The organism is Bradyrhizobium sp. AUGA SZCCT0222 (assembly GCF_018130205.1).
Classification (GTDB): domain Bacteria; phylum Pseudomonadota; class Alphaproteobacteria; order Rhizobiales; family Xanthobacteraceae; genus Bradyrhizobium.
This window is the reverse complement of the sequence record NZ_JAFCLX010000038.1, coordinates 22,529-36,200: the sequence shown is the minus strand read 5'-3', so window position 1 is coordinate 36,200 and position 13,672 is coordinate 22,529. Positions and strand designations below refer to the sequence as shown.

14 protein-coding genes are annotated in these 13,672 nt (G+C 64.1%); 6 read left to right on the top strand and 8 right to left on the bottom strand.

What is annotated here, in order from left to right; genetic code table 11:
• Positions 1–66: 66 nt before the first annotated feature.
• Genes JQ629_RS27145 through JQ629_RS37270 form a run of 4 tightly spaced genes read right to left on the bottom strand, consistent with a single transcriptional unit; the run spans position 67 to position 3,130 of the window.
• Entirely contained in the window at positions 67–867 is an 801-nt protein-coding gene (locus JQ629_RS27145; RefSeq protein WP_212415231.1) for a heme ABC transporter ATP-binding protein, read from the bottom strand.
• Positions 864–1,967 (bottom strand): FecCD family ABC transporter permease, encoded by a 1,104-nt coding sequence (locus tag JQ629_RS27140; RefSeq protein ID WP_212415230.1) that lies wholly within the window; start codon positions 1,965–1,967, stop codon positions 864–866. The genes JQ629_RS27145 and JQ629_RS27140 overlap by 4 nt, the downstream gene beginning before the upstream one ends.
• On the bottom strand, positions 1,964–2,917 hold the full coding sequence (locus JQ629_RS27135; protein WP_212415229.1) for a heme/hemin ABC transporter substrate-binding protein: 954 nt from the start codon (positions 2,915–2,917) through the stop codon (positions 1,964–1,966). The genes JQ629_RS27140 and JQ629_RS27135 overlap by 4 nt, the downstream gene beginning before the upstream one ends.
• A 6-nt stretch (positions 2,918–2,923) precedes the next feature.
• Positions 2,924–3,130, bottom strand: coding sequence for a hemin uptake protein HemP (locus JQ629_RS37270; protein ID WP_249133696.1), 207 nt, complete (start codon positions 3,128–3,130; stop codon positions 2,924–2,926).
• A gap of 259 nt (positions 3,131–3,389) precedes the next feature.
• Between JQ629_RS37270 and JQ629_RS27125 the strand changes: the two genes are divergently transcribed.
• The 6 genes from JQ629_RS27125 to JQ629_RS27100 all read left to right on the top strand — a co-directional run bounded on the left by JQ629_RS27125 (position 3,390) and on the right by JQ629_RS27100 (position 8,888).
• Positions 3,390–5,765 carry a TonB-dependent hemoglobin/transferrin/lactoferrin family receptor gene (locus JQ629_RS27125; RefSeq protein WP_212415228.1) on the top strand — a complete coding sequence of 792 codons (2,376 nt, stop codon included), beginning with the start codon at positions 3,390–3,392 and terminating at the stop codon, positions 5,763–5,765.
• Positions 5,766–5,914: 149 nt separating this feature from the next.
• Positions 5,915–6,250, top strand: a complete 336-nt coding sequence (gene hmuQ / locus JQ629_RS27120) for a heme-degrading protein HmuQ (protein WP_212207247.1) — start codon at positions 5,915–5,917, stop codon at positions 6,248–6,250.
• A 12-nt stretch (positions 6,251–6,262) separates the two neighbouring features.
• Complete coding sequence (hutX, locus tag JQ629_RS27115) at positions 6,263–6,778, top strand: heme utilization cystosolic carrier protein HutX (RefSeq protein WP_212415227.1); 516 nt, start codon at positions 6,263–6,265, stop codon at positions 6,776–6,778.
• Between the two features lie 32 nt (positions 6,779–6,810).
• Positions 6,811–7,605, top strand: a complete 795-nt coding sequence (exbB, locus tag JQ629_RS27110) for a tonB-system energizer ExbB (RefSeq protein WP_212415226.1) — start codon at positions 6,811–6,813, stop codon at positions 7,603–7,605.
• Positions 7,606–7,608: 3 nt separating this feature from the next.
• On the top strand, positions 7,609–8,058 hold the full coding sequence (gene exbD / locus JQ629_RS27105) for a TonB system transport protein ExbD (protein WP_212415225.1): 450 nt from the start codon (positions 7,609–7,611) through the stop codon (positions 8,056–8,058).
• Between the two features lie 5 nt (positions 8,059–8,063).
• Positions 8,064–8,888 (top strand): energy transducer TonB family protein, encoded by an 825-nt coding sequence (locus JQ629_RS27100; protein ID WP_212415224.1) that lies wholly within the window; start codon positions 8,064–8,066, stop codon positions 8,886–8,888.
• A gap of 10 nt (positions 8,889–8,898) precedes the next feature.
• Here JQ629_RS27100 and JQ629_RS27095 read toward each other — a convergent pair whose 3' ends face one another.
• From JQ629_RS27095 to JQ629_RS27080, 4 genes are all read right to left on the bottom strand, one after another.
• Positions 8,899–9,801: a carbohydrate ABC transporter permease gene (locus JQ629_RS27095; RefSeq protein ID WP_212415223.1), complete on the bottom strand. Its 903-nt coding sequence runs from the start codon at positions 9,799–9,801 to the stop codon at positions 8,899–8,901.
• On the bottom strand, positions 9,794–10,759 hold the full coding sequence (locus JQ629_RS27090; RefSeq protein WP_192737598.1) for a carbohydrate ABC transporter permease: 966 nt from the start codon (positions 10,757–10,759) through the stop codon (positions 9,794–9,796). The genes JQ629_RS27095 and JQ629_RS27090 overlap by 8 nt, the downstream gene beginning before the upstream one ends.
• A 133-nt stretch (positions 10,760–10,892) precedes the next feature.
• Positions 10,893–12,233 (bottom strand): ABC transporter substrate-binding protein, encoded by a 1,341-nt coding sequence (locus JQ629_RS27085; protein ID WP_212415222.1) that lies wholly within the window; start codon positions 12,231–12,233, stop codon positions 10,893–10,895.
• A gap of 157 nt (positions 12,234–12,390) precedes the next feature.
• A complete protein-coding gene (locus JQ629_RS27080; RefSeq protein WP_212415221.1) occupies positions 12,391–13,434 on the bottom strand; it encodes a C-terminal binding protein in 1,044 nt (347 codons plus the stop codon).
• Positions 13,435–13,672 lie beyond the last annotated feature (238 nt).

The window sequence follows — 13,672 nt, the reverse complement described above, 5'->3', positions numbered from 1 at the left end:
GCCGGTGATGCCGTTGGATAATCGTGCGGCCTTACGCCGCCCGCGCGAACGAGGATCCTTGGGCGGCTACCGGGTCGCGACCGGTCGCATGGTTTGCGGCAGCAGGAACGGTACGCCATGGTCGGTATATTCGACCGTGACATCCACTTCGAAGATGCGGCGGATGGTTTCGGCGGTGATGGCGTCGGTGCGGCCGCCGTCGATTGCCAGCCTGCCGCGGTGCAAGAGCACGATCCGGTCGGCGAAACGCATCGCCAGATTGAGATCGTGCAGCACCGCGATCACGGCCGTGCCGCCTCGCGCGCGCAGCTTGGCGGTTTCCACGAGATCGATCTGGTGGCGCATGTCGAGGCTCGAGGTCGGCTCATCCAGGAGCAGCAATCCCGGCCCGTGCTGCGCCTCGCCGCAGGCGAGTTGCACCAGCACGCGGGCAAAATGCGCGCGCTGTTGTTCGCCGCCGGACAAAGTCGGCAATTGCCGGTGGCTGAAGCGCTCCAGCCCGACCTCGTGCAGCGCCGTCTCGACCAGCCTTTGCGCGGCGGCGCGGCTGTTGTCGCCGGCCCCCATGGCGACGATCTCTTCGACCGTGAACGGGAAGGTGACGGTGACATGCTGCGACAGCATGGCGCGATGCTGGGCCAATTGGCGCGGTTTGTAGGCGTCAATGTCGCGCCCCTTGAGTTCGACATGGCCGCGGGTCGGGCGAAGGTCGCCGGACAGCATCCGCAACAGCGTTGATTTACCCGCGCCGTTGGGCCCGACGATCGCGACCATCTCGCCGGCAGCGACGCGAAGGTCGATGGCGTCGACCAGGGTCGCGTCGCCGATCCGCAGCGAGACCGACCGCGCTTCGAGGAGCGGGTTCATAGCCCGACCAGCCCGCGCTGGCGCAGCAGCATGGCGAGGAAGAACGGCGCGCCGACCGCCGCGGTCAGGATGCCGATCGGCATTTCCGCAGGCGCAACGATGGTGCGAGCCAGCGTATCGGCGCCGACCAGCAGGATCGCACCTAATAACACCGAGGCCGGCAGCAGCAGCCGGTGCGCCGGGCCGATCACCAGCCGCAACAGATGCGGCACCACGATGCCGACAAATCCGACGACGCCGCAGATCGACACCGCGACGCCGGTCATCGCCGACACCAGCACGATCGAAATCCGCTTCAGCCGCTCGACGTCGACGCCGCTGTGAAACGCTTCGGCCTCGCCGAGCACCAGCACGTCGAGCCCGCGGCCAATCCACAGGCAAGCGATCAGGGCGAACAGAAGTACCGGCGCCAGCGTGGCGACCTTGGGCCAGGTCGCGCCGCTCAGCGATCCCAGCAGCCAGAAGGTGATGTCGCGCAACTGGCGATCGTCGGCGATGAACACCAGAAGCCCGATGCCGGCATTGGCGATGGCGGCGATCGCCAGCCCCGCCAGCAGGAAGATCGCAATCGAGGTCCGGCCCGAACGGCTGGCGATGCCGTAGAGCACGATGGTGGTCGCCAGCGAGCCGAAGAAGGCCGCCAGCGGCAGCAACTGGTTCTGCATGAAGCGCAGGCTTTCGCCGAGATGGCTGTCGGTGAACACGATCGCGCTGGCCGCCGCAAAGGCGCCGCCGCTGGAGACGCCGACGAGGGCAGGATCAGCCAGCGGATTTCGAAATAGCCCCTGCATGATGGCGCCGGACGCGGCGAGCAGGCCGCCGACCATCGCCGCCGCCGCGATCCGCGGAATCCGGATCGACCACAGCACGAGCTGATCGCGCGCCGCCAGCGGATGCGGAGAGGAGTCCGTCCACAGGCCGAGGGCTGCCGGAAGCCGTGACAGCGGAATTCCCGCAGCACCCATCGTGAGCGCGATCAGCGCCGCACCGGCCAGCGCCAGCAGCAACCCAACCAGCGTCAGCGTGGCGGCGGGCCGCAGCGTGGCGCCGCTGCGACGCTGTTTCGCGCCGTCCGCTTCGGCCGGCGCTACCGCGGTCATTGCCGGCAGTTTGCGGTCAGCACGGCCGGCGTGAAGCTCGCAGCCTGCGGCGCCAGCGCCGGATAGAGCTTGACCGAGAGGTCGCGCGCGGCGGCGGCGGTGCGCGGGCCGAAGCCGAGCAGATAGAGGCCTTCCATCGAAATGAAGGCCTTGTTCGCCACCACAGGCGTCATCGCGAAAGCCGGATGGACGTAGACCGCTTCGGCTTCCAGCGAATCCTTGCTGCGCTGGATCGAGAGCACCACGTCGGGCCTGGCCGCGACGATCGCCTCGTCATTGATGATCTTGTAGCCCTCATAGCTGTCGATCGCATTGACGCCGCCGGCCAGTGCGATGATTTCATTGGCTGCGGTCTTCTGGCCCGCCGCCATGGCGCGGCCGTTGAGCAGCGACATCACGAACATCACGCGCACGGGTTTTGTCACTTTGGTGCGCAGCGCACGCAATTGCGCCAGGTCGCCGGATACCGCCGCGGTCAGGCATTCCGCCCGCGCGTCGGCGCCCATGGCGTGGCCGACCAGCTTGATCTTGTCGAGCAGGCCCTGTTCGGAAAAGGTTTCGGGCACCAGCACCAGCGGCACCTTCGCCGCCTCCAGCACATCAATGGTTTCCTTCGGCCCCGATCCCTGCACGGCGAGCACGAGCGAGGGGTTGAGCCCGAGCACGCCCTCGGCCGAGAGCTGGCGCATATAGCCGACATTGGGTTTGTCGCGCAGCGCCGACGTCGGATAGAGGCTGGTCGCATCGACACCGGCCAGCCGGTCCTCGAAGCCCAGCGCGTAGAGGATCTCGGTGATGGCGCCGCCGATCGAAACGATCCGCGCCGGATCCGAGATCGTGACGTCGCGGTTGCGCGCGTCATGCACCGTGATGCCCGCCGCCAGCGCGGCGCCGCCAATGGCGAAGGCGCAAGTGGTGGCGAGCAGAGCGAGTGTGCGACAGATTGCCATCAGGGATCACTTGGTCAGGATCAGCTTGTTTTGCGACGTCAGCCGCAAGCGGTAATTCTCTTCGCCGTGTGCAATGATGATCTCGCGTTCGGTTGCAAACAGCTCGCGGCTGTCGAGCCGGTTGCCGCTCATGACCACCGATCGCCCCGCAACAGGGGGATCCCCTGCTTTCCCGGTGGCGTCTCCGAGTTTGTCTCCGGAAGGTGCGGCCATCTAATTCTGTTGTGCCCCAAAGAAGTTCTTATGATCCAACCTTGTATAGTTGGGCCGAAGCGCAATCCAACCGCGGCAATTTACAATAGATATAAAGTGTGCACCGCGGTCATTGACCGCCCCGACGCCACCGCTTAACCAATTATGACAGAATGCGGGCGGGGGCCCGCGTTCGAAAAGTGGTAGCCAGCAAGCAGCTCGCACGTCGCGCAGCGCCCGCCAGCCAGACCCGAGAAATAGCTAACAGGTTGGGGTTGTTATGGCTGACGGGGCTAGGTATCCGCGCGCCCTTCTTTTGGGTGCGTCGGTGGTGTCATTTGCGTTGCTGATGGGCGATGCCGCGGTTGCGCAGACCGCGGACACGCAGGAGACCGGTCGTCCGTCGGAGCGGAAAAAACAGGCCAGGCGCAAACCCGCCAAACCGCAACCGGAACAGCAGGCAGCCGCGCCGGTGTTGAATGCATACGCGCAGGTCGGCCGCGCACCCGTGCAGTCGCTCGACACCATCACCGTCGCGGCATCGAAGACCGAAGAGCGCGCGATCGACGCGCTGGCGCCGGTCAGCGTCGTGACGCTGGAGCAGATCCAGGGACGTCAGGCCTCTACGGTCGGCGATCTCCTCTACAACATCCCCGGCGTCTGGGTGCAGAACCGCGGCGATGAGCCGTCCACCGCGATCAATATTCGCGGCCTGCAGGATTTCGGCCGTGTCGCCGTGGTGGTCGACGGCGCCCGGCAGAATTATCAGCGCACCGGCCATTTCGCGAACGGCTCGTTCTTCCTCAATCCCGAATTGATCGCCGGAATCGATATCGTGCGCGGCCCGACCGCGAACATCTACGGCTCCGGCGCGATCGGCGGCGTGGCCTCGTTCCGCACCAAGGACATCGAAGACGTGGTGCGGCCGGGCGAGCGCTGGGGCGTGGATGCCAAGACGATTCTCGGCACCAATTACGGCCGTGCGCTGGGTTCGGTCTTCGGTGGCGTTCACGTCAACCCGAACGTCGATGTGTTTGCCGGCGGCACCTACAGCACGCAGGAAAACTACAAGGACGGCACCGGCTATGAGGTTGCCAACACCGGAAACCGTCTCAACAGCGGTATCGGCAAGCTGACGGTGCGGCCGGCCGACGGACACGAGGTCAAGCTCGGCGCGATCTTCCAGGAGAATATCTACAGCGTGGGCCAGCCGCCGCGCCGCGCCGGTGATCCCAATTCGACCAATGCGAACGGCACCAACAACCTCAACGGAACGTCGATCTACGCGACCAATGTGAAGAACTACACCACCACGCTCGGCTGGAAATACTCGAAGCCTGAGGACAAGTGGTTCGATTGGGACGCGAAGGTCTACTGGAATCGCACCGATAACGACCAGATCAAGACGGGACATACGACCACGACGGCATCGACCTATTGCGGCGGAGTCCCCGGAAATGCGGTCTCCGGCTGTATCGGGAGCAACCGCGGATACCTGCTCGACACGATCGGTATCGATGTGCACAACACGACGCGTTTCGAGACCTACGATTGGCGTCACGCCGTTACCTACGGGCTCGATGCATTCCAGGACAAGGTGTCGACCGAGGATCTTCGCGGAACCTCCGAGGTGACGACGCCGGGCGGCAGGCGCACGGTCTCCGGCGGCTTCGTGCAGTGGAAGGCCAATTACACCTCGATGCTCGAAGTGGTGGGCGCGCTGCGTTACGACAATTACAAGCTGGAATCGGGCACGACATCGTCCAGCGGCGACCGCTTGTCGCCGAAGATCACGGTCGGTCTGATGCCCCTGGCCGTGCTGACGCCCTACGTCAGCTATGCTGAAGGCTACCGCGCGCCGTCGATCACCGAGACGCTCGTCAACGGGCCGCATGCCGGCGCCACCCCGCAAGACTCGTTCTTCCGCTGTCCGTCGGGCACGCCGGGTCCCGGCGCCGATTCGACATTCTGCTTCGTTCCCAATCCGAACCTGCGCCCCGAAATCGGCAAGACCAAGGAAATCGGCTTCAACCTGAAGAAGAACGACGTGTGGGTTGCCGGCGACAGCATCCGCGGCAAGTTCAATTTCTTCCGCAACGATATTACCGACTACATCGATCAGGTTGCGTTCGGAACGCCGGTCGTCGTTCCGGGCTTTGGTAGTTTCTTCCCGTTTCTGCAGTACCAGAACGTTGCGAGGGCCCGGATTCATGGTTTCGAGGCCGAGGCCATGTATGACGCCCAACTCTGGTTCCTCGGGGTCGCCGGAACCTTCCAGGAAGGCAAAAATCTTCAGACGAATCTCGGTTTGTACAGCGTCCCGCCGCAGAAAATCACGACAACGGCTGGTTTAAGATTCCTCGAGAATAAGCTGGTGGTCTCCGTGATGTGGACGTCGGCGAAGGCGAACAGGGACATTCCGGTGACCTATACGCCGGCAACGTCGTACGATCTCGTCAACCTGTATCTTCAATACAAGCCGACGCCCGACCTGGTCCTCAACCTCTCTGCCGAGAATATCTTCAACACGTACTACCGGCCTTACGCCATCCCGGTCGGCAGCACCGGCGACACGCAAAACGACGTGAAATGGGCGAGTGCGGGTCCTGGAATGGTCTTCAAGGGCGGTCTCAAATATCACTTCGGAGGCACCTGATCGGAGTAAGAACAACCGGCGGTCTTGTTTGAGAGATTGCCACCATTAGGGCTCCGGGCCGTGCTGATGTCCCAGCGCGGCCTCGGAGCATTTCTGCGTTACAATATGATCGGGCCAGACCGGCTACGACGACAACCAAGGAGATTTCCATGTTTATCGCGATGAACAGGTTTCAGGTGAAGTTGGGCCAGGAGCAGGCTTTCGAGACGGTGTGGGCAACGCGGGAATCCTATCTCGGCAACATGGCCGGCTTCGTCGAATTCCATCTGCTCAAGGGGCCGGTCGCCGACGACCACACGCTGTATTCGTCGCACACGACCTGGGTCGACAAGGCCGCGTTCGAGGCCTGGACCCGCTCGGAAGAGTTCCGCCGCGCCCATGCCCGCGCCGACAACAAGACCGGCGAAAGCCTCTACCTCGGCCATCCCAAGTTCGAAGGTTTCGAGGTGATCCAGTCCGAGCGCAAAACCAGCGCCGCCGCCTGACGGGAGGCCTGCATGTCGAGCACGCAGAGCGCCGATCTCAAGGCGTATATGGCGGATAATCCGGGCGCCGTGATCGAGGACGTTGCGCGCGAGCGTAACGTCACGCCGCGCGCGGTGATCGAGGCGATGCCCGGGACGATGGTGCGTATCTGTGCCGGCAGTCATTTCGCCGCCGCGATGCAGGACATCGCGCAATGGGGCGAGGTGACGCTGATCGTCCATACCGTTGATGCGATCTTCGAGTTCACCGGCGCGATCCCGGCGGGCGAGGTTGGCCGCGGCTATTTCAACCTGATGCAGCCGAAGGGATTGCACGGCCATCTCAGGCATGAACGCTGCGACGCGGTCGCCTTTGTCGAGCGTCCCTTCATGGGCAAGTCGTCGGCCTTCGTCGCCTTCATCAATGTCGATGGCGGCATCATGTTCAAGGTGTTCGTCGGCCGCGACGAGACCCGCGCGTTGCGCGGCGATCAGCTGAAGCGTTTCCAGTCGCTTGCGGACAGCCTTGCTTCGGCAAAAGCGGCCTAGCCATCCGCAGTGTTGTCAGCCGGGAGGTAATCATGCAGCAGAATGTGCTCAGATCGGCGATCGGTAGGCTGGCGGCCTTGTTCGGCGCTGGCGTGGTAGCATTTCCGGCGGCGGCGCTCGCCGCAACTGATACCGCACTACTGCCGCGCAATCTCTCGCCATGGAACATGTTCGTCAATGCCGACATCGCGGTGCAAGCCGTGATGGTCGGACTGGCGTTTGCCTCGCTGGTGACCTGGACGATCTGGCTGGCGAAGACGCTCGAGATCAGGCGCAAGACCGCGACCGCCAGGCGGCGGATCTCCCTGCTCGAGGCCGATACGGTGCTCGCCGACGTCGAGAAGCAGTGCCGTGGCGGCGGCGACGCGGTGGCGCAGATCGTGCAGTCCGCGGCGCGCGAAGCCAGCCTTTCCGGCGGCATCGCCGATGACGGTTTCAAGGAGCGGATCGCGCTGCGGCTGGAGCGGGTCGAGGCCGCGATGTCGCGGCAGATCGCGCGCGGCACCGGCGTGCTCGCGACCATCGGCGCCACCGCGCCGTTCGTCGGCCTGTTCGGCACGGTGTGGGGCATCATGAATTCCTTCATCGGCATTTCCGAAGCCCACACCACCAATCTCGCGGTGGTCGCGCCCGGCATCGCCGAGGCGCTGCTGGCGACCGCGCTGGGGCTGGTGGCGGCCATCCCGGCGGTCGTGATCTACAACCATCTGACGCGCACGATTTCGGCTCACCGTGCGCTGCTCGGTGACGCCTCTGTCATGGTCATGCTGCTGATCAGCCGCGAGGGCGATCGCGGCTCGTTCCGGCTGGCGCGCGCCGCGGAGTGAATCATGGGCGCTAGACTGGGCACACGCGCAAGCTTCGGCGGCCGGTCGCGCGGCGGCGACGACGATCTGGCCGAGAATCACGAGATCAATGTCACGCCGTTCATCGACGTGATGCTGGTGCTGCTGATCATCTTCATGGTCGCCGCGCCGCTAGCCACCGTCGACCTCGGCGTCGAACTGCCCGCCAGCGCGGTCGAACCGGCGCCGCGTCCGGACAAGCCGGTGTTCGTCACGGTCAAGCCGGACCTGTCGGTCGCGGTCGGCGAGGACATCATCGCGCGGGACACGCTGACCGCGACGCTCGATGGCGCCACCAAGGGCCGCAAGGACGAGCGGATCTATCTGCGCGCGGACAAGGCGGTCAGCTATGGCGACCTGATGGAGGTGATGAACCTGCTGCGCAACGCCGGCTATCTCAAGGTCGCGCTGGTCGGCCTCGACGGACGTTCCTGACCGCCATGAACGCGTTCGCGCTGCATGACGCCACCGATCACGCCGGGGTGCGGCGCTGGGGCACGTCTGGTATTGCGATCCTCGTCGCGCATGCGGCGCTGATCGCGCTGTTCATGACCTGGTACACGCAGCGGCCGCCGCCGGGCGCCACCTTGCCTGCGATCATGGTCGATATGTCGCCGGTATCGGCGGCGCCGCAATCGACTGAGCTGGAGCGCGCCCCTGACCAGCTGATGGAGCAGGCCGACGCCTCGCCGCCGGAGCCGGTCAAGCAGCAGGAGGTAGTCGAAGAGCAGATCGCGCCGACCCCGCCGCAGGAGAAGCCCGAGGTGGTGGCGCCGCCCGAGCAGAAGGTGGAAATGAAGCCGGCGGCCGAGCCCGCCAAGCCCGTCCCGACCGCCACGCCGACACCGGTCAAGCCAAAGGTCGTCCGGCCCGACGCGAAGAAGCCGAACCAGGCGACACCCGCGCCACGCACCGCGGCGCCGCCACGAGTTGACCGTCAGGCCCAGGCTGCCTCCGCGGCCAGCGCCGGTGCATCGGCCTCGGCGCTCGCATCCTATAATCAGCGCGTCCGCGCGCATCTGATGCGTTTCCACCAGTACCCGTCGGGCGCCAACGGCCAGCGCGGCGTCGCGCGGCTGTCCTTCACGGTGAGCCGCGGCGGACAGGTCAGCGGAGGCCGCCTCAGCGGATCGTCAGGCGTTGCCGCGCTCGACGCGCAGGCCTCGGCTATGATCCGCCAGGCTTCCCCATTTCCCCCGATCCCATCCGAAATCCCGCAGGGATCGATCAGCTTTACGATCCCTGTGGCGTTTACGGTCAGGTAGCCGGGATCGTCTATTCCTTCACCGCTCCGGTCAGCGACGAGACGTAATAGTCGACGAACAGCGAATAGAACAGCGCGACCGGCAGCGAGCCGAGCAGCGAGCCCGCCATCAGCGCGCCCCACTGGTAGACGTCGCCGGTGACGAGTTCGGTCAGGATGGCGACGGGGACGGTCTTGTTGGCGCCGCTCTGGATGAAGGCCAGCGCGTAGATGAACTCGTTCCAGGACAGCGTGAACGAGAAGATGCCGGCCGAGATCAGGCCGGGCACCGCCAGCGGCAGCGTGATCCGCCGCAGGATCTGCAGCCGCGTCGCGCCATCGACCAGCGCGCATTCCTCCAGCTCATAGGGGATCGACTTGAAGTACCCGATCAGCAGCCAGGTGCAGAACGGCACCAGGAAGGTCGGGTACACCAGGATCAGCGCCATCGGCGAGTCGAACAGGCCGAATTGCACGATCACGGTGGCCAGCGGAATGAACAGGATCGAGGGCGGCACCAGATAGGCGAGGTAGATGCCGAGGCCGACATAGGGGCTGCCCTTGAAGCGCAGCCGTTCGATCGCATAAGCGGCCAGCGTTGAGGCAAACAGCGACAGGAAGGTCGAACCAACCGCCACGAACATCGTGGTCTTCAGCCAGGTCGGATACGCGGTATTGAACAGCAAATGCTTGATGTGGGCGATGGTCGGCGAGGTGATCCAGAACGGATTGTGCTCCTTGTAGTTCAGAAGCTCCGCGTTCGGTTTGAACGAGGTGATCGCCATCCAGTAAAACGGGAACAGCAGGATCAGCACGAAGCACGACAGCGGCAGGTAGATCATCATCACCCGCCGCGCGCGGGAATCCCACGACATCGTATCCGGCGTGGCGCTGGCGACATTGCTGTTGCCCGGTGAGGCGGCTACGTCAGTCATTGGCTTCTCCTTGCTGCCATTTGCGGCGGGCGAGGCCGAAGTAGCTGAACAACGTCGCGAATACCAGGAACGGAATCATCGACACCGCGATCGCCGCACCCTCGCCGAGCTCGCCGCCGGCGATGCCGCGCTGGAACGCCAGCGTTGCCAGGAGATGCGTCGAGTTGACCGGCCCGCCGCGGGTAATGGCGTAGACAAGCTGGAAGTCGGTGAAGGTGAAGATGATCGAGAAGGTCATCACGATGGCGAGAATCGGCATCATCATCGGCAGCGTGATGAAGCGGAAGCGCTGCCAGGCGGTGGCGCCGTCGAGCATCGCCGCCTCATAGAGCGAGGGCGAGATGGTCTGCAGGCCCGCCAGCAGCGAGATCGCCACGAACGGAATGCCGCGCCAGATATTGGCGACGATCAGCGAGAAGCGCGCCGGCCACGGCGTGCCCAGGAAGTCGATGTTGGTGGTGCGGACGTGCAGCACGTCGACCAAAAGATAGGAAATGATCGAGAATTGCGGATCGTAGATCCACCAGAACGCCAGCGCCGACAACACCGTCGGCACGATCCACGGCAGCAGGATGATGGCGCGGAGCAGGCTCTTGAGCGGGAAGTGGTTGTTGAGCAGCAGCGCCAGCCAGAAGCCGAGCGCAAATTTTCCGATGGTCGCGACCGCGGTGTAGAACACGCTGTAGAACACCGCGTTCCACCACAAGGGATCCTTCAGCAAATACTGGAAATTCTCCAGGCCGATGAAGACGCCGCGCTGGCCGATCGTGGTGTCGGTAAAGGCGAGCCAGACGCCGAGGCCGAGCGGGTAGGTGAGGAACACCGCCAAGAGGCCGATCGCCGGCGCAAGGCACATCACGATCAGGAACGGCTTGTAGTCGAACAGGCGCACGATCCAGCCCGGTTGCCGCTGCTCAATGATGCGTCGAGGTCGAGAAGGTAGGGTCGTCACAGACATCAGATGGTTGTCCCGACTTGGTCAGTGTCATTCCGGGGCGATGCGAAGCATCGAACCCGGAATCTCGAGATTCCGGGTCTGGTGCTCGCGCACCATCCCGGAATGACGGAATTTTACTTCTGCAGCGACGGCGTTAGCGCTCCTGGCGCCGGAAGTAGCGCTTCGCACGCTGCTCCGCCTCAGCGGCGGCGGCTTCCGGCGTCGAGGCGCCGGTCGCCACCGCTGCGCACATCTGCACCAGCACGTAATCGGCGTTGACAGCACCCGTTGCGGTCGTGATCGGACCCTTGTAGCCGTCGTAATACGTGCTCTGCATGGTGTTCTTGAAGATCGCGACCTTGGGATCCTCGGACCAGACCTTGGCTTCGGCGTAGGCGGCAAGCGGTTGCGACCAGTAGCCGGAGTTGGCGTTGAGCCACGGCTCGTACTGGTCCTTTTCCAGCATGAATGTCAGGAAGGCCTTGGCGGCGTTGGGATACTGGCTGTGCTTGAACAGCATCGCGTTCAGCGTCAGGCCCGCCATCGGCGAAATCTTGGCATTGCCCTTCGGCAGCAATTGATGCTCGCTGTCCTCGGCGATCGCCTTGGTCGCCGGATCGTTCTTCAGCGAAAAATACAGCGAGACGCCGTTGGCGGTCAGCGAGATTTCCTGCGCGGAGTAGGCGCGGTTGTTGCTCACGTCGTTCCACGACGGCGTGCCGGCGATGAAGGTCGGGTACAGTTCCTTGACCCATTTCAGCGCGGCGATGGTCTCCTTGCTGTTGATGACGATGTTACCGGATTCATCGAGCAGGGCAGCGTTATGCGACCACAGTATCCAGTTGGCAAAGCCGTTGCCGTCGCCCTTGGCGTTGCCGAGCGCGAAGCCGGCCGGCTTGCCGGCCTTCTGCAGCTTCTGGCACAGTTCGAGAATTCCGGCGTGATCTTCCGGGACTGTGTCGTACCCGACCGACTTCAGGATCGACTTGCGGTAGATCAGGGGGCCGGCGGTCGCGCCGAACGGCAATCCGATCCAGGCACTGTTCTTGCTGCGCTTGCCGTACGTCTGCGCCAGCGGCAGCCAGCCGCCGTAGCGCTTGCCGAGGTAATCGGCGACGTCGCTCAGTTCGACCAGTTTGTCGACGTAAATGTGCGGCGCGTCGGAGAAGCCGATGATCATGTCCGGACCGGCGCCGGAATTCGAGGTCACCGCGGTCTGCTGATTGATGTCCTCCCAGCCGACGAAGTCGACCTTGACCTCGACCCCGGTCTCCTTGGTGAACTTGGCGGCATTGGCGCGGAACACGTCCTCGTCGGCCTGCACGAAGCGAACCGGGCGCAGCATGCGCAAGGAGGCGCCTTTTTCGATCGCAAATTTGGGCACCGGAACATCGGCGGCCTTGATGGGCGATTGCGCCGATGCGCCGGTTGCGGCGAGCGCGGCGGCGGAAACGCCCAGTGCCAGCGCCTCGCGGCGGGTAATATCGTTCTTCATTATAATCGTCTCCCTGTTTTTCCTGCTCCCGGCGTTGATCGCCGATGAACTCGCGGCCTCCGGTTCCCAGCGGAACCGAAGGGTAGTGTTTTCTTCCCGGCGCGTTTTCCCGGGCGCGGACCATTCTCCGCTTCGCCCGACGACGCGTTCGGCCGTCCTAGCTGTTGGGACCGCGATCCATGCTGACGGGCTGCCAGCGACGAAGCGAGGTGTTTTGCAGCACCGACGGATTGACGCAGCTTACCGGCCACATTCCGGACAGCACCAGTGACAATTCGTAGCCCACACGGCGCTTGCGCGCTTCGTCGAAACGTGCCGATGCCGAGGCGACATGCGCCGTCAGCGTGACGTTTTCCATCGAGAGCATCGGGTTGTTGTGCGACGGCGGCTCGGTTTCCAGCACGTCGAGGGCGGCATGCGCGATCCAGCCCTCCTGCAGCGCCTTGATCAGCGCTTCCTCGTCCACGGTGGCGCCGCGGCCGGTATTGATGAAGATTGCGCTCTTCTTCATCTGCTTGAAGTGCTTCTCGCCCAGCATGTGATGCACCTCCGGCCGCGCCGGGGCGTGCATCGACAGGAAATCCGACTGCGACAGCACCTCCGACAGGGTCGCCGGGAGCACGCCATGGTCGGAAATCAGGGTTTCCTGGATGAAGGGATCATAGGCGATCATCCGCAGGCCAAACGGGGCTGCGCGCTTGGCGACCGCGCGGGCCACCCGGCCGAACGAGATGAAGCCGAGCGTCTGCCCCATCAGCCGCGGAATCTTCAAAAGCTGTGGCCGACCTTCGGACCAGCGGCCGGTGCGGACCATCTTGTCCTGCTCGACCAGGCGGCGGAAGCCCGAGAGCAGCAGCATCATGGCGTGGTCGGCGACCTCCTCGATGAAGGTGTCGGGGATGTTGGTGACGGGGATGCCGCGGGCGGTAGCGGCTTTGACGTCGACGCTGTCGACCCCGACGCTGCCGAGCGTGATGACCTTGCAATTATCGAGCGCGTCGATGACCGTTTTCGAGATCCGCATGCCCTTGGCGTAGATGGCATCGGCGGTGCGGGCGGCAGCGATGAATTCCGCCTCGTTGGCCGGCGCCTCGATGATTTCGGCCCCGATCGGGTCCAGCGCCTCCATTTCATAGTCGTAGCCGCCGCCGGCGACCGTGAAACTTGCGCCTTTCGGCGTCAGCACCCTGAATTTCGACATTTCCTGCTCCCGATTTGACCGTTCGGTGTTGATTATGGCCGCGGCAGCTCGCCGTTGCCTCCCGAATTTTACGCGCCCTGTTCAGTTTCTCGCACAATCCCGGCGCATAGAGACCAATGTTTTTTGCATGTCGGGGCTTCTACGGAGAGGCTTCGTAACAAAGCGCTAAAGGCTCTCACTATAACGTGCGGCGAATCAATTCGCCAACCGCGTCCCGTGCGCAAATGTCCGGAGATCC